Here is a 22,269-nt window from a genome sequence, read left to right as displayed (position 1 = left end):
GGGTCTCGGAGGCTCCCCCGACAGGGCCTAGTCGCGTACGCTGACGCGCTCCGCCTCCTGGGGCAGGGACTTGGCGACCACGACGGTCTGCCGCTCGGGGCGGGTGCGCAGTCCGGTGAGGGCGATCAGCAGACCCACGACCGCGATCGCCGTGACCACGGCCAGAGCGGGCAGGTAGCTGTCGAGGACCGCCTGCGGGGACGCGGGTTCCTCGGGCGTGTTCGCGGTCAGGACCGCCGTCACGACGGCCAGGAAGAGCGCCCCGCCCACCTGGACCGAGGTGTTGAGCAGGCCCGAGACCATGCCCTGCTCGTGTTCGTCGACGCCGTTCGTGGCCTGGACGTTGAGCGAGGGGAAGGTCAGCGCGAAGGCCGAGCCGACGAGCAGCATCGTGGGCAGGATGACCGCCGCGTAGACCGGGTCGAGGTCGATGCGCAGGAACAGGACATAGCCCGCGACCATGAGGGCGAAGCCGATCGCGATCAGCCGTGGGGTGCCGAACCGGTCGATGATCGCACCGACCTTCGTCGCCGACAGTGCCACAAGCGCGCCTGCCGGCAGGAAGGCCAGGGCCGTGTGCAGCGCGGACCAGCCGAGCAGCTGCTGCATGTACAGCGTGACCAGGAACTGGAAGCCGATGTAGCTGCCGACGAACGTCAACGCCCCCAGCTGGGCGCGCACTTGGGCCCCCGAGCGCAGCACGCCCAGCCGGATCAGCGGGCTCGGGCTGCGCCGCTCGACGCGGACGAAGGCCGTCAGCAGGACGACGACGGCGACGAAGGACAGGACCGTGCGGGCCGAGCCCCAGCCCACCTCGGGCGCCTCGACGACGGTGAACACCAGCAGCAGCATCGAGGCGGTGCCGAGGATGGCGCCGGGGACGTCGTAACCGCCGGTGGCCCGTTCGCGCTCGCTGCGCGGGAGCAGCTTCAGGCCGGCGACCAGGGCGATCAGCGCGACGGGCGCCGGGAGCAGCATGGTGAGGCGCCAGCTGGCCTCGGTGAGCAGGCCGGAGAAGACGAGCCCCATCGAGTAGCCGGTGGCGGCGCAGGTGGTGTAGATCGCCAGCGCCCGGTTGCGTACCGGGCCCTCGGCGAACGTCGTGGTGATGATGGACAGCCCGGCGGGCGCGGTGAAGGCCGCGGCCAGGCCCTTGACGAAACGGCTGGCGATCAGCAGCAGGCCCGAGTCGACGAGCCCGCCGAGCAGTGAGGCGAGCGCGAAGACGCCGAGGGCCACCAGGAAGACCTGGCGTCGGCCCAGCAGGTCGGCGGTCCGTCCGCCGAGGAGCAGCAGGCCGCCGTAGCCAAGGATGTAGCTACTGACGATCCACTGGAGGGTCGAGGTGGACAGGCCCAGGTCGGCGCCGATGGAGGGCAGGGCGACGCCGACCATCGACACGTCCAGCGCGTCCAGGAACATCGCGGCGCACAGCACCAGCAAGGTGCCCCACAGCCGGGGGGTCCAGCGTCCGTCGGACGCGGGGGTGGTGAGCGGAGAGGTCATGGCGAAGACAGTACATGCGTATGCATCAACTGCAAGTACATTTAATTCCGATGCAATAATTGCGCATCTCTGCTACGGTGCGCCCATGGCGGCGGAGAAGCCCGAGCAGGCGCTCGTGGACCAGTGGCACGACATCCTGGCGCTGCATGCGCGCACGCAGTGCGAACTCGACCGCGCCCTCGGTCGACATGGCCTGTGCGCAAGCGACTTCGAGGTCCTGGACGTGCTGGCGGACGGCTCGTGTGCGTCGTACCGAGTGCAGGAGATCTCCGAGCGCGTGCACCTGAGCCAGAGCGCCCTGTCACGGCTGATCGCCCGGCTGGAGAAGGACGGGCTCGTCGAGCGCGGCATGTGCCAGGAGGACCGGCGGGGCGTGAAGGTGTGCCTGACAGCGAAAGGGCGCACGCTGCACGGCGCGGTGCTGCCGGTACAGCGTGCGGTACTGACGAGGATGCTGGCGAACTGACCTGCGTACGGCCCGGGTTCAGACCCGCGTAGCGTGGCTCGGCTTCAGCTCCAGGTGACGGCGGAGTTCTCCCGCCACAGCGTGGCGAGGGAGGCGTCGCCGGTCACCTGTGGGAAGGGAAGCCGGTTCCACAGCGCCAGATACAGCCGCGCGACCGGTCCGGAGATCTCGCAGTCGGCCTGAGCGGTGTCGGTGTCACCCCGCTCGGCCGCGGGCGGCTCCTGCGACAGCCGTACGGTCCACACGGCGTCGTCCGTGTCCGTCGCCCGCACCCGCAGCACCCGGGGCTCGGCACTGCGGACCCGGCTCTTCGGCCGGGCGTGAAAGGCGCACAGCACCTCGTCGACGCCGTCCGCCGCGAAGCCGGGGTCAATCCCGCTCGGTGTGCCACCGCGGGCAGTCTCCGCGTCGAAGCGGTGCACGGTCGTCTCGTGTGCCTGCCGGCGGGCCCAGAACGCGAGGGGCGACGGGGCGGGCAGAAAGTGCCAGCACCGCACGTCGGCGGGGGCGTCGGCGAGCGTGTCGACGAGGTGGCGGTGCCCCTCCCTGAACCAGGCGAGCAACGCGGTGCCGTCGAGGTCGGGCAGGCCGCCGTCGGGGTGGTAGGCGGTGTGCCCCTCGGCGACGAACGCCGCCGCCCAGCGGTGCACCATCCCCGTGTGCCGCAACAGATCCCGCATCTGCCAGTCCGGACAGGTCGGCACCTTGGCGTCCGGCCCGGCCTCTTCGGCGGCCGCGGCCATCAACTGACCCTCGCGGTCCAGGGTTGGAACGAAGTCGGCTGTCTCCATGGGGGTGAGTGTGCCGGATGGAGTGCGGTCGAGGGGCAGCGCCGGCTCAGGACGCGGTGGGAAAGAGGCAGAACTCGTTGCCCTCGGGGTCGGCCAGCACCCAGTGGTCCTCATGGCGGGCCAGAACGGTCGCGCCGAGACCGGCGAGCCGTCCGATCTCGGCCTCCGCGGCGCCGGAGACCAGGTCCAGGTGCAGGCGGTTCTTCACCCGCTTCGGCTCCGGCACGAGCTGGCACCACAGACGGGGGCCGCCGCCGGAGGGTTCGACGAGCACGGTCGGATCGTCCTCCGGGCCGGCGATCCCCTGCGCTCGCAGACGCGCGAGTTCGGCGTCGTCGTACGGGGCGACGGAGTAACCGTCGAGTGCGGCGGCCCAGAAGCGGGCCGTGACGGCCGGGTGGGCACAGTCGATGACGATGTCGTGGAGTCGTGCCATTCGGTCATGATGCGGACCGAGGGCGGGGTGGACAACGGGCGGGATGGACAACGGGCGGAGTGGACGACGGGCGGGGTGGGCAACGGATGGCGAGGACCGGTCCGTCACCCCCGCGACACAGGCGAAGATCATTCCCGGGGCCCGAAGACCCTGCACCCAACTGCCCCTAGGATGGCGGCCGCACCGCTCGTACGCGCGCCGAGTCGCGTACACCGCAGGGAGAATGCCCATGCGCTCCGACGAGGCCGCATACACCCCGGCTGACAGCAGCGTTCTGGACGGCGGGTCGGCCGGGCCCATGGTGGCGCGGCTGGTGCTGGGGGAGCGGCTGCGCAGGCTGCGGGAGGAACGGTGTGTCTCCCGGGTGGCGGCGGGGCACGTCATCCGTGCCTCCCGGTCCAAGATCAGCCGACTGGAGGGTGGCCGCCACGGGGTCAAACCGCGCGACGTGGCCGACCTGCTCACCCACTACGGCGTCACCGACGAGGCAGAGCGTGCCACCTTGCTGACCCTGGCCGAACAGGCCAACGCCCCTGCCTGGTGGCAGTACTACGCAGATGTGGTCCCCGCTTGGACGCAGGTCTGTCTCGGGGTCGAACAGGCAGCGAGCCTCATCCGCTGCTTCGAGGTCCAGCGTGTTCCCCACCTGCTCCAGACCCCTGACTACGCACGCGCATCCATCCGGCTCGCCCACCCGGACGCCGGTGCGGAGGAGGTCGACCGGCGATGCGCGCTGAGGATGACACGCGGGCGGATTCTGCACCGCCGACCGGCGGCGCAGCTCTGGGCCGTGATCGACGAGGCGGCGCTACGCCGCCCGGTGGGCGGTCTCGACGTGATGCGCGATCAGCTCAGGCACCTGATCGAGATCTGCCGGCTCCCGCATGTCACCGTCCAGATCATGCCGTTCCTCGCCGGCGGCCACGCCGCGGAATCCGGCCCCGTGACCATCCTGCGCCTGCCCGGAGGTCTCTTGCCCGACGTGGTCTATCTCGAGCAACTGGCGACCGCCCTCTACCCCGACAAGCCGAGCGAGATCGAGCGCTACTGGGATGTCATGAACCGTCTGGTGGTCGAGGCCGAATCGCCGGACGAGACTCCGACGATTCTCCATCGCATCCTCCAGGAGACCTGATCCGCGGCGTGCTCCGGCGACAGCCGGGGGACCGGCGGCCGCTCGCTGCGGGATTCAGCGCTTGAGGGCTACACCGCCGTACTGGTGCACCTCCGCCGGCAGACCCCAGGCACCGGCGTCGGGACGCCAGCGCGAGCACGACGCCACGCCGGGTTCGAGGAGTTCCAGACCCTCGAAGAAGCCGGCGATCTGCTCGGGGCTGCGGAGGATGTACGGGATCGAACCGCCGTCGTTGTACTCCTGGATGGCCTGGAGGTAGGCCTCACTGGTGTCGGTGCTGTCGTAGTGCACGAGGTAGCTGCCGGAGGGCAGGGCGTCCACCAGCCGCCGCACGATAGAGCGCGCCTCGTCGTAGTCCTCGATGTGGCCCAGGATGCCCATCAGCATGAGGGCGATCGGCTGGTCGAAGTTCAGCGTCTTCCCGGCTTCCCGCACGATGGTGCCCGGGTCACGCAGGTCGGCGTCGACGTAGTTGGTGACACCTTCCGGGGTACTGGTGAGCAGTGCACGGGCGTGGGCCAGCACCAACGGGTCGTTGTCGACATAGACGATGCGGCTGTCCGGGGCGACCCGCTGGGCGATCTCATGGGTGTTGTCCACACTGGGCAGCCCGGTGCCTATGTCCAGGAACTGCCGGATGCCCTTCTCGGCGGCCAGATGACGGACGGCGCGGGCGAGGAAGTACCGGGCGGCACGGGCTCCGGTCTCGATACCGGGGAAGATCTTGCGGAACGCGTCACCGGCCACACGGTCGACTTCGTAGTTGTCCTTCCCGCCCAGCCAGTAGTTCCAGATCCGGGCCGACTGCGGCACCGAGGTGTCGATCTTGGGCAGTGCCTCCTGCCCGGAGTTCGCTGGCTCATCAGTCATGGACGCTCCCGCGTGTGTGGTCAGAACCACGGGTCCGGCGAACACCGGTCGTGGGCGCCCACGTTATTCCCCGCAGCACGACTCATGCGCACCGCCTGCCCCAACTCATCTTCGCCTGAACGGCTGTTGAACGTCTGTTGGCCGTCGCCGAGGCTCAACTCCCGGCCGCCGGCAGGCGGGCCGCCGCGCGTCGGGTGAGGAGTCCGATGACCGCTGCCGTGGCGGAGAGGGCGGCGACGCTGGTGAGTGCGAGGGGAAGCGAGAACCAGTCCGCCATGAAGCCGATGGCGGGCGGGCCCAGGAGCATGCCGCCGTAGCCGAGGGTGGAGGTGATCGCGACTCCGTCGGGACCGGCCAGCGTGCCGGCGCGTTCCACGGCGACGGGGAAGAGGTTGGCGAGGCCGAGCCCGGTGACCACGAAGCCGAGGAGTGCTGCCCAGAGGGAGGGGGCGAGCGCGCCGAGCAGCATCCCGGCCGCGGCGGTCGCGCCGCCCGAGACGAGGGTGCGGGTCTGTCCCAGGCGCGCCAGCAGCCAGGCGCCGGTGAGCCGTCCGATGGTCATGGCGAGCGCGAAGCAGGAGTAGCCGACCGCCGCCGCGCCCGGTGTGGCGTGGAGGTCCTGTTCCAGGTGAAGGGCGCTCCAGTCGGCCAGCGCTCCCTCGCCGTAGGCCGTGCACAGGGCGATCAGGCCGAAGGTGATGACGAGCCGACGGGTCCGGGCGTCCAGTCGGCGGGGTACGGCCTCGTCCGCCGGTGAGCTCTCGGGAGGCTCCGGGGACCGCACGCGCAGCAGGACGCGGCCCGCCAGGGCGGTGACGACCAGCCCGATCACGGTGAGGCCGAGCAGATGCCACGCGGGGGACAGCACCCCGGCGACGAGCCCGCCGGCGCCGGCGCCGATCATGCCGCCGAGGCTGAAGGCGGCGTGGAAGCTGGGCATGATGGGCCGCCGCAGGGCTCTGCCCAGGTCGACTGCCGCGCTGTTGAACGCGACGTTGATGCCTCCGTAGGCCGCGCCGAAGAGCAACAGGACGGCGCCGAGGGCCGGTGCGGAGTGGGTGAGCGGGGGCAGGGCGACGCTGAGGGAGAGCAGGATGCCGCAGATGACGGTGACGAGGTGGCTGCCGTAGCGGCGGCAGAGGCGGCCGGTGAGCACCATCGTGACGACGGCTCCGGCGGAGACACCGAGGAGGGCGAGGCCCAGGGCGCTGGCGGAGGCGCCGGTCTGCTCCTTGATGGCGGGGATACGGACGACCCAGCCGGCGAAGATGAAGCCGTCGAGGGCGAAGAAGGTGGTCAGGGCGATACGGAGGAGGGTGAGGTCGTTCGGGGGGCCCGGCACGGCGTTGTGCGTTCGGGTTTTGTTTATCAGCGGCACAAATTCAGGCTAGGTGGGTGCGGGGGAGACGACAAGGGGAGATGGCAAGGGGAGACGGGAGGGCGACCGGAGGGGAGGCACGGGCGGCGGCGCAGGGGCCTCAGGGAGCCTGGCATCGCCTGGTCGTACCGCGCTGCGGGACCGCGTACGCGGGCCGACTGTCCGGGTGGCTTCCGAAGTGCGACTCTGGGACGAGTACGTATCCGCCGAGGGAACTCGGGAGGGCACAGATGGGACGTGATGTGCCGGCCCTGGTGTTCACACGCGAGGATCGCCGGCGGTACCGGGAGAAGATGCACAGCTGCCTCGACGTGCTGGCGCAGATGCTGCGCGAGTCGACCTTCGAGAGCGAGCGCCCCCGGGTCGGACTGGAGATCGAGCTCAACCTGGTGGACGCCGACGGGCTGCCGGCGATGCGCAACACCGAGGTGCTCCAGGCGATCGCCGATCCCGCCTGGTCGAGCGAGCTGGGCCGCTTCAACCTGGAGATCAACATCCCGCCCCGGGAGCTCACGACCGGTGGCCCCGGCGCCTGGGAACAGGCGATCCGTGACGCGCTCAACCACGCCGAGGACCGCGCCGCGGCCGTGGGCGCCCACCTGATCATGATCGGCATCCTGCCGACCCTGGGGGAGGCGCACGTCGGCGAGCGGGCCCTGTCCGGCGATCCGCGCTACCGGCTGCTCAACGAGCAGATCTTCGCGGCCCGCGGCGAGGACCTGCGGATCACGGTGGACGGCGTCGAGCGACTGTCGACGTACGCCGACACCATCACCCCCGAGGCCGCCTGCACCAGCACCCAGTTCCACCTGCAGGTCGCACCGAAGGACTTCGCCGACTACTGGAACGCGGCCCAGGCCGTCGCGGGCGTGCAGATCGCCCTCGCGGCGAACTCGCCCTTCCTCTTCGGCAAGGAGCTGTGGCGCGAGACCCGCATCCCCCTCTTCGAGCAGGCCACCGACACCCGCCCGCAGGAGATCAAGGCCCAGGGCGTACGCCCTCGGGTGTGGTTCGGCGAACGCTGGATCACCAGCGTCTTCGACCTGTTCGAGGAGAACGTGCGCTACTTCCCGGCGCTGCTGCCCCTGTGCGACGACGAGGACCCGCAGCAGGCGCTCGACGACGGCGGGGCTCCGCAACTGGGCGAACTGACGCTGCACAACGGCACGATCTACCGCTGGAACCGTCCCGTCTACGCCGTCACCGACAGCGGCCCGCATCTGCGCATCGAGAACCGGGTCCTGCCCGCCGGCCCCACCGTGGCCGACATCATCGCCAACGGAGCCTTCTACTACGGCCTCACCCGCGCCCTGGTCGACGAGGACCGCCCCATCTGGACGCGCATGTCGTTCTCGGTCGCCGAGGAGAACCTCCACACCGCGGCCCGTGACGGCATCGACGCCCGGCTGTACTGGCCCGGCATGGGCGAAGTGCCGGTCCCGGAACTGGTGTTGCGGCGTCTGCTGCCTCTCGCCCATCGGGGCCTGGAGCTGGCCGGCCTGGACGCGGCGTGGCGCGAACCCCTGCTGGGCATCGTCGAGCAGCGCTGCCTCACCGCCCGCAACGGGGCCCTGTGGCAGGCGGAGACGGTGCACCATCTGGAGAAGGCCGGCGTCTCCGACCGGGGCGAGGCGCTCCGGCGCATGACCACGACGTACATGGACTACATGCATCTGAACGCGGCCGCGCACACGTGGCCCGTGGACTGACCGCGCTCACCGCGCGTACCGCGGCGCGGGTCAGGAGGCTCCGCGCCCCCTCCAGACCTCCGCAGCCGTCAGAGGAACGGGAACAGGCACCTTCGCCGACGTCGACAGCTCGATACGGCGCCCCTCGGCCGACGAGCGGAGGAGCGCGCTCATCGTCTCCAGTACATGCAGGGCGAGTTCGCCGTTCGCGCGGGGCGCCCGCCGCTCGTCGGCGGCGACGAAGTCGAGCAGTCCGACGCCCCGGGCTCCGTCGACGTAGCCCGCCGAGGGCGGGAGCGCACGCCACTGGGTGGCGCCGAGTTCGAAGAGCCGCACCTCACCGTCGAAGCGGTTCGGATCCGGAACCGTGAGGGTGCCCGTCTCGCCGTGCACCTCGATCGGCGCGGCGGTCGTCGCCACACCGTCGAAGCTCGTCGTGATGGTCGTCAGGGTCCCGCTCACGTGCTCCAGCACTCCGGAGACATGACTGTCCACCTCGACCGGTATCCGCTCGCCCGCGCGCGGCCCGGACCCGATGACGCGCTCGGCGCGCAGCCGGCCGGAGGCCCCGACCACCGCCCGCACCGGACCGAGCAGATGGACCAGGGAGGCGAGGTAGTACGGCCCCATGTCCAGCAGCGGGCCACCCCCGGCCGTGTAGTAGAAGTCGGGGTGGGGATGCCAGCGTTCGTGCCCCGGCGTGACCATCACGGCGGTGGCGAACTGGGGGCGTCCGATGCTCCCCGCTGCCACGGCCGCCCGGGCCGTCTGGACGCCGGTGCCCAGGACCGTGTCCGGCGCACACCCCACACCGACCCCCGCCTTCGCGGCGGCCTCGATCACGGCGTGCGCGTCGGCGAGGTCGGCGGTCAGCGGTTTCTCGCCGTAGACGTGCTTGCCGTGGCCGATGGCGCCGAGGGCGATCTCGGCATGGGCGGCGGGGACGGTGAGGTTCAGTACCGTGTCCACGTCCGGGCTGCTCAGCAACTCCGCGACGGTCAGCGCCTCGACGCCGGGCACTTCGGCGGCCACCGCGGCCGACCGGGAGGCGTCGAGGTCGGCGACCGCGGTGACCCGCACGGCGGGATGGCCGACGAGCGTGTCCAGGTAGGCGCGGGAGATGACCCCGAGCCCTACGACGCCGATGCGGTGCGCGTCGCCCACAGCATGCCCCTCTCGATGACGGTGCGGACGCTCGGGTTCTCCAGGACGTCCAGGCTGTGCCCCGGCGTCGTCACCACGACCCGGCCGTCGCCCCACTGCCGGGTCCAGATCGCCGGCGAGGTGACGGGGCGGTGCCACGGCTGCCACGGCCGGGCGGGGTGCGTGGTGGTGGCCAGTACGTCGATCAGGTCGTCGTGGAGCACCCAGTACTGCTCTGTGTCCAGTTCGAAGTCCTCGATGCCGGCCGTGACCGGGTGCTCGCGGCCCAGGTCCGTGATGTTGACGACGTGGGGCAGGTAGTTGTCCTCCTCGCCGCCCCGGCGCTCACACGGCTCCTTGCCCGGATGGGTCGCGAACTGCCCGCCCACCAGATGGAGGTAGTCGGAGGAGGCGCGGAACGAGTCGGCGATCCCGCCGTGCCAGCCGGTGAAGCCGGTGCCGGCCACGACCGCCGCACTCAGCCCCGCCAACTGCTCGGCGCTGATCTGCGACATCGTCACGCACTGCACGACGAGATCCGTGTCGGCCATCTCGTCGGCGTCGGCGTAGACGTCGGTGGTCTCCTCGATCCGGACGGCGTATCCGTTGCCTCGGAGGAAGGGCAGGAACAGCTCCGTGGCCCGGACCGGCTGATGCCCCTCCCATCCGCCTCGGACCACCAGGGCCTTCTTCCGCGTCATCTCGTCCCTTCATGGGTCGCAGAGCAGCGCCCTCACTATGCGCCAGGCGCCCGCCCTCAGGAAAGAGTCGCCGGATTCCGCGAAATTTTCGCTCGGGGGCGGGGCCCGTAACCGGGTTCCGCGACGTACGTTGCCATCAGTGGTCTCTCCTGTCCGGCTCGTCAACTCCGCGTCCTGGGAGCTCTCTTGGACCTCGCAGACACGTCAGCCACGTCAGTCACCGCAGACGCCCGCCGTTCCGGCCCGCTCTCCCGCCGTAGATTCCTCCAGGTCACCGCCACCGCGACAGCAGCAGCCACGGCCACGGCGTCGGTGATGGGCGATACGCCGGCCGCGGCCGCCGCCTCCGCTGCGACCACCCTCTCCTTCACCGCCGCCACAGGTGGTTCCGCGACCCTCGCCCCGTCCGGTGACCGGCTGGTCGCCGAGGTTCAGAACGTCCTCTGGTCCCTCCCGAGGAAGGGCGGCACCGCGGTCCCGGTCAGCGCGCCCGGACTCGAACCCACCCGCCCCCAGTTCTCGCCCGACGGCAGCCGCCTCGTCGTCTGCGCCTACCGCGGCGGAGGCTTCCACCTCTGGACGCTGCGGCCCGACGGCACCGGGCTGCGGCAGCTCACCGACGGACCCTGGGACGACCGAGGTCCCGCCTGGTCGCCGGACGGCACCCGGATCGCGTTCGCCTCCGAGCGCGGTGGAGACACCGTCACCGGCGCCCCGTACCGCATCTGGGTCGTGGACGTGCGCACCGGCGCGCCGACCCGGCTCACCGGGCGCCCCGGTCAGCAGGGCCCCGGACAGGACGCCCGCTGGGAGGACTTCGACCCGGCCTGGTCGCCCGACGGCGAGCGGGTGCTGTTCGTACGGGCCGGTGTCACCGCGACGGGCACGCTCCGGGCGACCACCATCGCGTCCGTGGCCGCCGACGGGTCGGGCCCCGTCACCGTGGAGTACACCGACGACTCCGGCGCCCAGCTCATGACCCCGGCCGTCTCGCCCGCCGGGCGCCTGGCCCACCTGCGGACCACAGCCGCACCCGCCGCCTCCTGCACCCTCGTCGTGGACGGCGAGCCGGTCGCCGTGGCGGGCGACGTCCTCCCCGCCCCGCCCCGCTGGACCGACACCGAGCGGCTGCTCCTCACGGTCGACGGACACTTCCGCCTGGTCGACCCCGACGCGCCGGGGGACGGCGAGGAGATTCCCTTCACGGCCACGCTGCCGGTGAACCGGCCCCGCTACCGCGGCAAGGCGTACGACTTCGAGGGCGCGGGCGCCCGGCCCGTCCGCGCGCTGCACCTGCCCGCCCTGTCGCCGGACGGCCGCAGCGTCGCCTTCGCCGCGCTCAACGCGCTGTGGACCGCCGGGACGACGGGCGGCCGAGCGCCCCGCAAAGTGCTTCAAGTGCCCGCCACGCGCTATGTGTCGGCGCCGACGTGGACACCCGACGGCACGGCACTCGTGTACGCCGACGACCGGGACGGACTGTTCGCCGTACGGCGCCGCGACCTCGGCTCCGGCGCGGAGACCGTGCTCGCGGCGGGCGGCCGGGTATTCCCCGCGCTCTCGCCGGACGGGACGCGGCTGGCCTGCCTGGACGTGTCCGGCAACCTCGTGGTGCGCGACCTGCTCGACGGCGCCGAACGCGTCCTGGCCGCCCCGCTCGGCGCGGGCGGGCTGCCCGGCCGGCCCAGCTGGTCGCCCGACGGCCGCTATGTGGCGCTCTGCGACCGCAACCGCCTCAACCAGCGCTTCCGCGAGGGCTACAACCTCATCCGCGTCGTCGACACGACCACCCGGGCCACCGCCCTGCACGCCCTCGCCCCGCACACCTCGCTCTCCGACCGCTACGACTCCGGCCCCGTCTGGTCGCCGGACGGCCGCTGGATGGCGGTGATCGCCGAGTCCGCGCTGTGGCTGCTCCCGGTCCGGGCCGACGGCACCCCGCACGGTGCGCCACGCCGGCTCACCACCGAACCGGCCGACCACCCGTCCTGGTCCGCCGACGCCCGCACCCTGCTCTACCTCTCCGCGGGCACCCTGCGCCTCGTCGACATCCGCAGCGGCAGGACCCGTACCGTCCGCGTCCCGCTGGACTACCGCAGGACCCGCCCGGCGGACACGGTCGTGCGCGCCGGCCGCTTCTGGGACGGAACCGGCGAGGACGTCCGCGAGGACATCGACGTCGTGATCCGCGACGGACGGGTCGCCGAGGTCTCCGCGCACCGCACCGGCCGCCCGGCCGCACACCGGGTCGACGCGAGCGAGAGCACAGTGATCCCGGGCCTGTGGGACGCGCACACCCACCCGTGGCAGACCACGTACGGCGGCCGCCAGACCGCACTGCAACTCGCGTACGGCATCACGACGGCCGTCTCCCTGGGCGGCTTCGCCTACGAACAGGCCCGCATCCGGGAGGCGGTGGCCGCCGGTGCCCTCGCCGGACCCCGGCTGCTGACCACCGGCGAACTGCTCGACGGGGCAAGGGTCGCCTACAGCATGGGCCGCGCCCACCGCACCCGCGAGGGCCTGCGCCGCTCGCTGGCGCGCGGGGCCGCGCTGGACTGGGACTTCGTCAAGACGTACGTCCGGGCTCCGGGGTGGGTGATGAAGGAGGCCGCGGACTTCGGGCACGAGCGGCTCGGGGTGCGCAGCGGCAGCCACCTGTGCAGTCCCGGTGTGCAGGTGGGGCAGGACCTGACGACCCACCTCCAGGCGACTCAGCGGCTGGAGTTCGGGCACGCGACCTCCGCGGCGGGGCGGACGTACCAGGATGTGGTGGAGATCTACACCGCCACCGACTTCCACCTCGTCGCCACGCCGTTCACCGCACTGGCCCTGCTGGGCGCCGACCCCGCGCTCGCGGACGACCCGCGGGTCACCGCCCTCATGCCGCCGTGGGACACCGCGCTCGTCCGCGAGGGGGCCGGGCAGCCACCGACCGACGCCCAACTCGGCACGCTGGCAAGGGAGATGAGCGTCTACCGGCGTATCCTCGCGGGCGGCGGACTGGTCGCGCTCGGCACGGACCAGCCACTCGTCCCGGTCGGCCTGCATCTGCACCTCGCCCTGCGCGCCCTGCACCGCGCCGGCCTGTCACCGGCCGAGGCGTTGCGCACCGCGACCCTGCTGCCCGCGCGGGCCTTCGGCGCCCACGCCGACCTGGGCACGGTGGAGGAGGGCAAGCTCGCCGATCTCACGGTCGTGGACGGCGACCCGTTCACCGACTTCGCCACCCTCATCCGTACGACGGCGGTCCTGCGGGGCGGGGTGCTCTTCGAGCAGATGGATCTGGTCGACGCTTTCGAGACCGACACGGGCACAGCGAGCGAGTGGCTGGAGGTGAGCCGCCGTATGCGCCGCGAGGGGTGCTGTGAAGTCTGAGTGGTCATGGTCCACACACACTTCCTGGGACATCTGCGCAGGAGCATCACTCCGGCTGCACACAGCCCGTCCAAAGCCTCGTTAGCGTTGCGAGCCGTTCGATTCCCCGTGCGACCCCCAGGATGAACGCAGATGGACTACTGCTCCTCGTGCCGACGGCATCTCAACGGGGCCCTCGTGTGCCCTGGGTGCGGCGCCTACGCCCCGGACATCGATCCCTCCGCGATCGGGGGGCCGACGGTGCCGGCCGCGCCGAGCGCGGTGGCGACCGGAACGGCCGCATGGGAACCCTCCGCCGCCGACACCTGGTACGACGGCTATTTCCGGGACGAGACGGTGCCGTCCGCCGACCTGGACGAGACGGCGCCCGTCGCCCCGCCCGCCGACGGGGAAGGCGTGCCCGTCGCCCCGGAGGGCCGGGCCGCGCGGCGTCGCCAGCGGGCCCGCTGGAAGAAGAACCAGCGCCGGGCCGTGGTCGCGACCGCTGTCGCCCTGGTCGGAGGCGGCCTGACCGTCTCGGCGATGAACCGGGGGACCACCGACAAGGCACAGGCGGCCACCGCGCCGGAGAACCCGAAGACGGCGGCCACGGAGCAGCAGGCCACGGAATTCACCCGCCCGGTGTCCACTCCGCCGGACACCCGCAAGGCCCCGCGCACCGACACACCCTCCACACATGTGTCCCCGACCGACGCCGCGCGGGAGCCCGTCACCACGCCGCGCGCCACCCGGCAGTTCACCCGACCGGACGTCGCCTCCACGCCGAGTCCCGGCGCGACCACGGTCCCGCAGACGCAGACCGTCTCCTCGAACCCCGGCGGGACCAACTCCGGCGACAACACCGGCGGCGAGACGGCCGAGCAGCAGACGCCGGACCCGACACCGACCGACAACGCCGACTCCGGGGCGACCCCGGCGCCGACGAGCCCGGCCCCGGAGGAGACCTCCCCGGCGCAGCTCTGCGTGCTCAACGTGGTGTGCCTCGGCTGATGACGGCCTGCAACACGCCTGCCACCTGAGATCACCGTCACCCTCCCGCAACCCCACACAACCTCGTGGATGCGGTCATGCTGGAAGCAGCCGGACGCCTGACGGCGGTCGGCACCAGCAGAGCAGGACGATGCCCTCAGGAAGGAAACTCCCCATGGTCGAGCAGGACGAGCGCTTCGACGTCGTCGTACTCGGAGCGGGCCCCGGCGGCTATGTCGCGGCGATCCGCGCCGCCCAGCTGGGCAAGCGGGTGGCGGTCGTGGAGGAGAAGTACTGGGGCGGCGTCTGTCTGAACGTGGGCTGCATTCCCAGCAAGGCGCTGCTGCGCAACGCCGAACTGGCGCACATCTTCACCCGCGAGGCGAAGACGTTCGGCATCAAGGTGGACGGGCAGGTCACCTTCGACTTCGGGGAGGCGTTCCGCCGTAGCCGCAAGGTCGCGGACGGCCGGGTCAAGGGCGTCCACTACCTGATGAAGAAGAACAAGATCACCGAGATCGACGGCCGCGGCACCTTCCTCGACCCGCACACCCTCCAGGTGGCGGGCTACGACGGCGAGACCCGCACCATCGGCTTCGAGCAGTGCATCATCGCCACCGGCGCCTCGCCCAAGCTGCTGCCCGGCACCCGGCGCAGCGCGCGCGTGGTGACGTTCGAGGAGCAGATCCTGGCCGAGGAGCTGCCGCGCTCGATCGTCATCGCGGGGGCCGGCGCGATCGGCGTCGAGTTCGCCTACGTCCTGCACAACTACGGCGTGAAGGTCACCATCGTCGAGTTCCTGGACCGGATGGCCCCGCTGGAGGACGCCGAGGTCTCCGCCGAACTCGCCAAGCAGTACCGCAGGTTGGGCATCGACGTGCTGACCTCCACCCGGGTCGACGCGGTCGACGAGTCCGGCGAGCAGGTGCGCGTCACGGTCACCGGCAAGGACGGCGCCCAGCAGGTCCTGGAGGCCGACAAGGTGCTCCAGGCGATCGGCTTCCAGCCGAACATCGACGGCTACGGCCTGGACAAGACCGGCGTGACCGTCACCGAACGCGGCGCGATCGACGTCGACGGCCGCTGCCGTACCTCGGTCCCGCACATCTTCGCCATCGGCGACGTCACCGCGAAGCTGATGCTCGCGCACGCCGCGGAGGCCATGGGCATCATCGCCGCCGAGACCATCGCGGACGCCGAGACGATGGAGCTGGACTATGTGATGATCCCGCGCGCCACCTACTGCCAGCCGCAGATCGCCAGCTTCGGCTACACCGAGGCGCAGGCCCGGGAACTCGGCCACGACGTCAAGGTGGCCAAGTTCCCCTTCACCGCGAACGGCAAGTCGCACGGCCTCGGCGACGCGACCGGCTTCGTGAAGCTGATCAGCGACGCCAAGTACGGCGAACTCCTCGGCGGCCACCTCATCGGACCCGACGTCACCGAGCTGCTGCCCGAGCTGACCCTGGCCCAGCAGTGGGACCTGACCGTGCACGAGGTCGCCCGCAACGTCCACGCGCACCCCACCCTCGGCGAGGCGGTCAAGGAAGCGGTGCACGGCCTCGCCGGTCACATGATCAACTTCTGATGCCGGAGCCCGGAACTCAGCGGGCGAGCCACCAGCGGGCGGCCGCCCAGGCGAACGCGTAACCGAGGCTGTTCACCGCCCAGTGCAGGGCCATGGGCGTCAGTAGGCTCCCGGAGCGGCGGCGCAGCTCGCACAGGACGACCCCGGCGACGGCCGTGGCGGCGATCGCCACGGCCACCGTCGGGGCCACACCGGCCGGGCCGTCCCCGAAGACCGAGGCGACGGCGGCGTTGGAGCGGTTGATGCCCCGAGAGGGCATCAGATGCCACAGCCCGAACAGCAGCGACGACACGGCGGTGGCCCACGCCGTGCCGCGCCGCCGCCGGATCATGGCCCACAGCACGCCGCGGAAGGCCGTCTCCTCCAGCAGCACGGTCCCGAGGGGCACCCGCACCAGCGTCACCCACAACAGCCGCCCCACGGACAGATCCGCCGCCCTGGCGTCCCGGAACGCCTCGCGCCCGGCCGGAACGGCGAGGAGCAGCACCAGCACCAGCAGGACGACCCCGACCAGCACGGGCGCCCAGCGCAGTCCCCTGCGCACCGCCGCCGCGTCGAGCCCCAGGTCGGTCAGGGTGAGCCCGTCCCAGCGGGCGATCAGCAGCAGGACCGCCGTCGCGGTCACGCAGACGACCACGTACAGGGCAGGACCCCGCGCGAGCCAGTTGTTCAGCAGGTTCGCGACGGCGAGAACGGCGACAGCACACACGATCGGCATCCGGCGTCCAGCATCCCCCGTCACGGTCCTGCCCGCGGTCCTGGGGTGGGTCCGGCGAGGATCTTCCACGGCGAACCACGAATTCCTCACTCATCCGGCCGACAACTCGTCCGCACGGCCGTCCGGTATCGCCCGCCCGCACCTGTGGCGCCGCGCCGCCCCGTTGAGCATCCTCGGTGGTACCGCGTCCCCAGGGAGGCCCCACCCATGCCGGCCAAGAACCTCACCGCCAACCGCGCAGCCCTCGGCCATCGCGTCGCCTACGCCCTGCGCCATCCCGACCGTGTGCCCCGTCATCTGGCCCGCACCGCACGGGACATGTGGCTGCGCCGCCGTCACCCGGACCACGTCTCCTACTACCGTGCCGTGATGCGCTCCGACACCCGGGCCGACCCGGACGCCGCGGTCGGCAGTCACAACCGTGAGCGGTGGCTGGCGCTCGGGGCGATGCAGTTCGACTACCTGCTCGGCCACGGCCTGCGTCCCGAGCACCGGATGCTGGAGATCGGCTGCGGCAACCTGCGCGGCGGCTGGCGGTTCATCCGGCACCTCGACCCCGGCCACTACTACGGCATCGACATCTCGCCCGACATCCTGTTCGCCGCGCAGGACACCCTCGTGGACATGGGGCTGCAGCAGCGGCTCCCCACGCTGACCCCGGTACGCGACCTGCGGCTGCGGTTCCTGCCCGACGCCCACTTCGACGTGGTGCACGCGCACAGCGTCTTCTCGCACTCGCCGCTGCCGGTCATCGAGGAGTGCCTGGCTAACGTCGGCCGGGTGCTCACCCCCGGCGGCTGGTTCGACTTCACCTTCGACCGCACCGAGGGGCAGGAACACCACGTCCTGCGCGAGGACTTCTACTACCGCACGGAGACGCTCCTGGCGCTGGCCGAGAGGCATGGCCTGCGGGCCCGCTTCATGGCGGACTGGGAGGAGCTCCCGCACGGCCAGTCCAAGATCCGGGTCACCCACGCGGGGTGAACCGACGGCCCGTCAGAAGTTCAACCAGTTCCGGCCAGTGGGTCCCGGCAGTCCGCAGTAGGTCATCTGTCCCGGACTCTTGACTCGTAAAGCGGTAGTGGCCATCCTCGTCGCACGTATTGCGAGGTCATGACAATCCGACCCCGCCATCCCGCCGACCGAGGGACGTGGGCTGTGACCAGTGCCGGACGCCCGTACCGTAGACGCAAACACGTCACCGTGGTGTCGCTCCTCCTGCTCGTGCTGTCCGTCACGCTCGGCCCCACGCCGAGTTCGGCGGCCGGAACCGACTGGTGGAACCCGACCGCGCGGCCGGCCCCGGACTCGCAGGTCAATGTCACGGGGGAGCCCTTCACCGGCACCAACGCCAAGGGCGAGGTGCGCGGCTTCGTCGACGCGCACGACCACATCTTCTCCAACGAGGCCTTCGGCGGCCGTCTGATCTGCGGAAAGCCGTTCTCCGAGCAGGGCGTCGCCGACGCCCTCAAGGACTGCCCCGAGCACTACCCCGACGGTTCCCTCGCGATCTTCGACTTCATCACCAACGGCGGCGACGGCAAGCACGACCCGAACGGCTGGCCCACCTTCAAGGACTGGCCCGCCCACGACTCGCTGACCCACCAGCAGAACTACTACGCCTGGGTGGAGCGGGCCTGGCGCGGCGGCCAGCGCGTGCTCGTCAACGACCTCGTCACCAACGGCGTGATCTGCTCCGTGTACTTCTTCAAGGACCGCAGCTGCGACGAGATGACGTCCATCCGGCTCCAGGCCAAGCTGACGTACGACATGCAGGCCTTCGTCGACAAGATGTACGGCGGCACCGGAAAGGGCTGGTTCCGGATCGTCACCGACAGCGCCCAGGCCCGCCAGGTCATCGAACAGGGCAAGCTGGCGGTCATCCTCGGCGTCGAGACCTCGGAGCCCTTCGGCTGCAAGCAGATCCTGGACATCGCGCAGTGCAGCAAGGCCGACATCGACAAGGGCCTCGACGAACTGCACGCGCTCGGAGTGCGCAGCATGTTCTTGTGCCACAAGTTCGACAACGCCCTGTGCGGGGTGCGCTTCGACTCCGGCTCGCTCGGAACGGCCATCAACGTTGGGCAGTTCCTGTCGACCGGCACCTACTGGAAGACCGAGAAGTGCACGGGCCCGCAGCACGACAACCCCATCGGCAACGCGACGGCGGCCGCGGCCGAGGCGAAGCTCCCGGTGGGCGAGGAGGTCCCCTCGTACAGCGCTGACGCCCAGTGCAACGTCCGAGGGCTCACCGACCTCGGCGAGTACGCCGTCCGCGGCATGATGAAACGCAAGATGATGCTGGAGATCGACCACATGAGCGTCAAGGCCACCGGCCGGGTGCTCGACATCTTCGAGTCCGCGTCCTACCCCGGTGTGCTCTCCTCGCACAGCTGGATGGACCTCGACTGGACCGAACGGGTCTACGGCCTCGGCGGCTTCATCGCCCAGTACATGCACGGCTCCGAGGGCTTCATCGCGGAGGCGAAGCGCACCGAGGCCCTGCGCGACAAGTACGGCGTGGGCTACGGCTACGGCACCGACATGAACGGCGTCGGCGGCTGGCCCGGACCGCGCGGAGCGGACGCACCCAACAAGGTGACGTACCCCTTCAAGAGCGTCGACGGCGGCTCCGTCATCGACCGGCAGACCACCGGCGAGCGCACCTGGGACCTGAACACCGACGGCGCCGCCCACTACGGGCTCGTCCCGGACTGGATCGAGGACATCCGCCGCGTCGGCGGCCAGGACGTGGTCGACGACCTCTTCCGGGGCGCAGAGTCCTACCTCGACACCTGGGCGGCCTCCGAGAACCACGCCGCCGGGGTGAACCTCGCGAGCGGCACGACCACGTCCGCCAGCTCCTCGGAGTGGAGCCTGTTCACCAGCTACCAGCCGAACCGCGCCGTCGACGGCGACAGCGGCACCCGCTGGGCCAGCGACTGGAGCGACGACCAGTGGTACCAGGTCGACCTCGGGTCCACGCAGCTCGTCAAGCGGGTCACCCTCGACTGGGAGCGCGCGTACGGGAAGGCGTACCGCATCGAGCTCTCCACCGACGGAGTGAACTGGCGGACCGCCTGGTCCACGACAGCCGGTGACGGCGGCCTGGACACGGCCCGGTTCACCGGCACACCGGCCAGATACGTACGCGTCCACGGGCTGGAGCGCGGCACCGACTGGGGCTACTCCCTCCACGAGGTCGGCGTCCACAGCAGCTGACACCCACGAGAGGGGCTCCATGGCACGGTTGCCGTCCGCCGAGCGGCGGCGACAGCTCACCGAAGCGGCGATCAGGGCGATGAGCCGGGACGGCGTCCCCAGGACGACGACCCGGTCCATCGCCGCCGAGGCGGGCGTTTCGCTGAGCGTCTTCCACTACTGCTTCGACTCCAAGCAGGAGCTGATCGAGTCCGTCATCACCACCCTCACCGACCACTCCGTGACGGTGGTGAAGGAAGCCATACGGCCCAGAGCCACCCTTGAGGGGACCGTCCGGGCCGGCTTCCAGGCGTACTGGGACCACGTCCGCGCCCACCCGGACGAGCACATGCTCACCTACGAGCTGACGCAGTACGCGCTGCGCCAGCCCGGCTTCGAGCATCTGGCACGCCGCCAGTACGAGCTGTACGCCGAGACGTACGCCGAGCTCATCGAGCAGCTGCGGCAGACCATGGGCTTCCGGCTGCGCGTCCCCGTCCCCGTACTGGCCCGCTACCTGGCCGCCATGACCGACGGCCTCACCCTCAACTACCTCGTGCTCGGCGACGACGCGGCCTGGACCGGCATCCTCGACACGGTCACCGCGCACATCGCCGGGCTGGCTCACGAGACCTGACGGGGCCGTCACCCCCGGACGGCGGCCCGGTCGCGCGCCGGTTCGGTCGCCTCCCGCCGGAAGAGCCACCGCATGTCCGGCTCCACCACGCAGCGCAGCACCCGCCGGACGGGCGGTGTGCACAGCAGCGTCACGACCACGGCCGCGACGGCGGTGACGACGATCGCGCCGAGCGGCCGGTGGATCCAGGCGGGGTCGTACCAGCCGAAGTGCTTGGACCCCTGGGCGACGAATCCGTGCAGCAGATAGCCGTACAGCGTGCCGGTCCCCAGCACGGTGCACCACAGCCGCCGTCCGGGCACCCAGGAGAGGAAGCAGGCCACCAGGACCAGCGAGCAGGCGAACAGGACCGGTGTCATCACGGCCCCGTACCACGCGGGCGCGCCCAGCTCCTCGGCGCTGTCCCGGTGGTAGAACCAGCTGCCGGTCATCCGGGGCACCGCCCAGTACGCCACCACGAACGCGCCCGCGAAGACGGGCACGGCCGCGATCCGCACCGCGCGGCGCCGGACCATCCGGAAGTGCTCCGGCTTCAGGGACAGCCCCAGCACGAAGTACGGCAGGAACTGAAGGGCGCGCTGCAGGTCGAGGTCGTTGCCGATGGACGGCGACAGGGTGGCCAGCATCGCCACGGCGAGGGCCAGGGGGAGCGGCGCGCGCACCCGCTGCCACAGCGGTGTGGTCAGCCGCCACAGGAACAGCGCCGCCAGGAACCACGTCAGATACAGCGGGTCCAGCAGGCTGACCGGGCGGTCCGGCTCCTGGTCGGTCCACCTGGTGAACAGGGTGTACGCCGTCTCGAAGACGACGTACGGCACGACGAGGCCGGTCACCAGCCGTTCGAGCCGTTCCGGGCGGCCGTCGAAGCCGCGGGAGAAATAGCCGGAGACCACGATGAACGCCGGCATGTGGAAGGCGTACACGAGCATGTACAGCGCGTCGACGGTCCGGCTGCCGTCCCGCAGTGGCTCCCACGCATGGCCCATCGCCACCAGCACGATCGCCGCGTACTTGACATTGTCGAAGAAGGCGTCGCGCTGCTTCGAAAGCGCAGGTGGCGGCGGCGTGGCGGCAGCGGGAGAGGTGGCCACGGCTGTGACGCTGTGCTTCGGCATCCCACGCGTCTCACCACTTATGGACGAGGCAAACCTCTCCGGCGGGACACGGCTTCTCGCAGGCCGGGGGCCCGGCCGTAGGGCCGTCAGGGTGGGGCCGTAACCCGTGTGAACGCTCCGAATGGTGCGACCGGAAGGAATGGCTGACGGTGGATCACGTCAGGCCTGGCCCCAGTGGTGATGAAGCGTCAGCCGCCCAGGCCGTGACGGAAGGACTCACTATGCGCTCTGTCCGCATGCTGCTCGCCACCGCGACGGCCACGGCCGCGCTGGCGATCGCGCCCGCAGCCTACGCCATGACGACGGGTGACTGGGACCACGAGGACTCGTCCCACAGCAAGGACAAGGAGGACTCGTCCCACAGCAAGGACGAGGACTCCTCCCACAGCAAGGACCACGACCAGTCCTACAGCAAGGAGCACGGCAAGGAGAGCAAGCACGACGGGCCCAGTGGCGGTGTGCACACGGGCGGCGGAGCGCTCACTCTCCTGAACGACGAGGACGACTGGAGCGGCTCCAAGGACGAGGAGCACGGCAAGGACAGCAAGT

The 22,269-nt window shown here is 71.1% G+C and carries 18 protein-coding genes; 9 read left to right on the top strand and 9 right to left on the bottom strand.

Annotation, left to right across the window (positions count from 1 at the left end):
- Positions 1 to 27: 27 nt before the first annotated feature.
- A complete protein-coding gene (locus ADK36_RS39675; RefSeq protein WP_053201083.1) occupies positions 28 to 1,506 on the bottom strand; it encodes an MFS transporter in 1,479 nt (492 codons plus the stop codon).
- An 85-nt stretch (positions 1,507 to 1,591) separates the two neighbouring features.
- On the opposite strand from ADK36_RS39675, the gene ADK36_RS39670 reads away from it, so the two are divergent.
- The gene (locus tag ADK36_RS39670; protein ID WP_048580838.1) at positions 1,592 to 1,972 is read left to right on the top strand and encodes a MarR family winged helix-turn-helix transcriptional regulator; all 381 of its coding nucleotides are present in this window, start codon (positions 1,592 to 1,594) and stop codon (positions 1,970 to 1,972) included.
- A gap of 44 nt (positions 1,973 to 2,016) precedes the next feature.
- Here the strand turns inward: ADK36_RS39670 and ADK36_RS39665 are convergent, their stop codons facing one another.
- Both ADK36_RS39665 and ADK36_RS39660 read right to left on the bottom strand, forming a co-directional pair.
- Entirely contained in the window at positions 2,017 to 2,763 is a 747-nt protein-coding gene (locus ADK36_RS39665) for a maleylpyruvate isomerase family mycothiol-dependent enzyme (RefSeq protein WP_048580839.1), read from the bottom strand.
- A 46-nt stretch (positions 2,764 to 2,809) separates the two neighbouring features.
- Positions 2,810 to 3,199 (bottom strand): VOC family protein, encoded by a 390-nt coding sequence (locus ADK36_RS39660; protein WP_048580840.1) that lies wholly within the window; start codon positions 3,197 to 3,199, stop codon positions 2,810 to 2,812.
- 229 nt (positions 3,200 to 3,428) lie between these two features.
- Between ADK36_RS39660 and ADK36_RS39655 the strand changes: the two genes are divergently transcribed.
- Positions 3,429 to 4,334, top strand: coding sequence for a helix-turn-helix domain-containing protein (locus ADK36_RS39655; RefSeq protein ID WP_053201081.1), 906 nt, complete (start codon positions 3,429 to 3,431; stop codon positions 4,332 to 4,334).
- 54 nt (positions 4,335 to 4,388) lie between these two features.
- Here the strand turns inward: ADK36_RS39655 and ADK36_RS39650 are convergent, their stop codons facing one another.
- A complete protein-coding gene (locus ADK36_RS39650; RefSeq protein ID WP_048580842.1) occupies positions 4,389 to 5,204 on the bottom strand; it encodes an SAM-dependent methyltransferase in 816 nt (271 codons plus the stop codon).
- A 154-nt stretch (positions 5,205 to 5,358) separates the two neighbouring features.
- The gene (locus tag ADK36_RS39645; RefSeq protein WP_048580843.1) at positions 5,359 to 6,546 is read right to left on the bottom strand and encodes an MFS transporter; all 1,188 of its coding nucleotides are present in this window, start codon (positions 6,544 to 6,546) and stop codon (positions 5,359 to 5,361) included.
- 266 nt (positions 6,547 to 6,812) lie between these two features.
- Here ADK36_RS39645 and ADK36_RS39640 point away from each other — a divergent pair, with 266 nt between their 5' ends.
- Positions 6,813 to 8,291, top strand: coding sequence for a glutamate-cysteine ligase family protein (locus tag ADK36_RS39640; RefSeq protein ID WP_048580844.1), 1,479 nt, complete (start codon positions 6,813 to 6,815; stop codon positions 8,289 to 8,291).
- A 30-nt stretch (positions 8,292 to 8,321) separates the two neighbouring features.
- Here ADK36_RS39640 and ADK36_RS39635 read toward each other — a convergent pair whose 3' ends face one another.
- Together ADK36_RS39635 and ADK36_RS39630 are read right to left on the bottom strand one after the other, a co-directional pair.
- Positions 8,322 to 9,434 carry a Gfo/Idh/MocA family protein gene (locus ADK36_RS39635; RefSeq protein WP_048580845.1) on the bottom strand — a complete coding sequence of 371 codons (1,113 nt, stop codon included), beginning with the start codon at positions 9,432 to 9,434 and terminating at the stop codon, positions 8,322 to 8,324.
- Positions 9,404 to 10,114: a ThuA domain-containing protein gene (locus ADK36_RS39630; RefSeq protein ID WP_048580846.1), complete on the bottom strand. Its 711-nt coding sequence runs from the start codon at positions 10,112 to 10,114 to the stop codon at positions 9,404 to 9,406. Before ADK36_RS39630 ends, ADK36_RS39635 begins: the two co-directional genes overlap by 31 nt.
- 186 nt (positions 10,115 to 10,300) lie before the next feature.
- On the opposite strand from ADK36_RS39630, the gene ADK36_RS39625 reads away from it, so the two are divergent.
- The 3 genes from ADK36_RS39625 (at position 10,301) to lpdA (ending at position 16,049) form a co-directional block, all read left to right on the top strand.
- A complete protein-coding gene (locus tag ADK36_RS39625) occupies positions 10,301 to 13,492 on the top strand; it encodes an amidohydrolase family protein (RefSeq protein WP_053201080.1) in 3,192 nt (1,063 codons plus the stop codon).
- A gap of 132 nt (positions 13,493 to 13,624) precedes the next feature.
- Positions 13,625 to 14,482 carry an SCO2400 family protein gene (locus ADK36_RS49265; RefSeq protein ID WP_048580848.1) on the top strand — a complete coding sequence of 286 codons (858 nt, stop codon included), beginning with the start codon at positions 13,625 to 13,627 and terminating at the stop codon, positions 14,480 to 14,482.
- A gap of 154 nt (positions 14,483 to 14,636) precedes the next feature.
- Complete coding sequence (gene lpdA, locus ADK36_RS39615; protein ID WP_048580849.1) at positions 14,637 to 16,049, top strand: dihydrolipoyl dehydrogenase; 1,413 nt, start codon at positions 14,637 to 14,639, stop codon at positions 16,047 to 16,049.
- A gap of 16 nt (positions 16,050 to 16,065) precedes the next feature.
- Here lpdA and ADK36_RS39610 read toward each other — a convergent pair whose 3' ends face one another.
- A complete protein-coding gene (locus tag ADK36_RS39610; RefSeq protein WP_053201078.1) occupies positions 16,066 to 16,767 on the bottom strand; it encodes a CPBP family intramembrane glutamic endopeptidase in 702 nt (233 codons plus the stop codon).
- 207 nt (positions 16,768 to 16,974) lie between these two features.
- On the opposite strand from ADK36_RS39610, the gene ADK36_RS39605 reads away from it, so the two are divergent.
- The 3 genes from ADK36_RS39605 (at position 16,975) to ADK36_RS39595 (ending at position 20,605) form a co-directional block, all read left to right on the top strand.
- Positions 16,975 to 17,751 carry a class I SAM-dependent methyltransferase gene (locus ADK36_RS39605; RefSeq protein ID WP_048580851.1) on the top strand — a complete coding sequence of 259 codons (777 nt, stop codon included), beginning with the start codon at positions 16,975 to 16,977 and terminating at the stop codon, positions 17,749 to 17,751.
- Positions 17,752 to 17,925: 174 nt separating this feature from the next.
- Entirely contained in the window at positions 17,926 to 19,989 is a 2,064-nt protein-coding gene (locus tag ADK36_RS39600) for a discoidin domain-containing protein (RefSeq protein WP_048580852.1), read from the top strand.
- 19 nt (positions 19,990 to 20,008) lie between these two features.
- Positions 20,009 to 20,605 (top strand): TetR/AcrR family transcriptional regulator, encoded by a 597-nt coding sequence (locus ADK36_RS39595; protein WP_048580853.1) that lies wholly within the window; start codon positions 20,009 to 20,011, stop codon positions 20,603 to 20,605.
- Positions 20,606 to 20,613: 8 nt separating this feature from the next.
- Here the strand turns inward: ADK36_RS39595 and ADK36_RS39590 are convergent, their stop codons facing one another.
- Positions 20,614 to 21,720 (bottom strand): acyltransferase family protein, encoded by a 1,107-nt coding sequence (locus ADK36_RS39590; RefSeq protein ID WP_048580854.1) that lies wholly within the window; start codon positions 21,718 to 21,720, stop codon positions 20,614 to 20,616.
- Between the last annotated feature and the right edge of the window lie 549 nt (positions 21,721 to 22,269).

Source organism: Streptomyces viridochromogenes (genome assembly GCF_001270495.1).
GTDB classification, from domain to species: Bacteria; Actinomycetota; Actinomycetes; order Streptomycetales; family Streptomycetaceae; genus Streptomyces; species Streptomyces viridochromogenes_A.
Note: the sequence above shows the minus strand (reverse complement) of the source record. Positions and strands in the feature narration are given on the sequence as shown.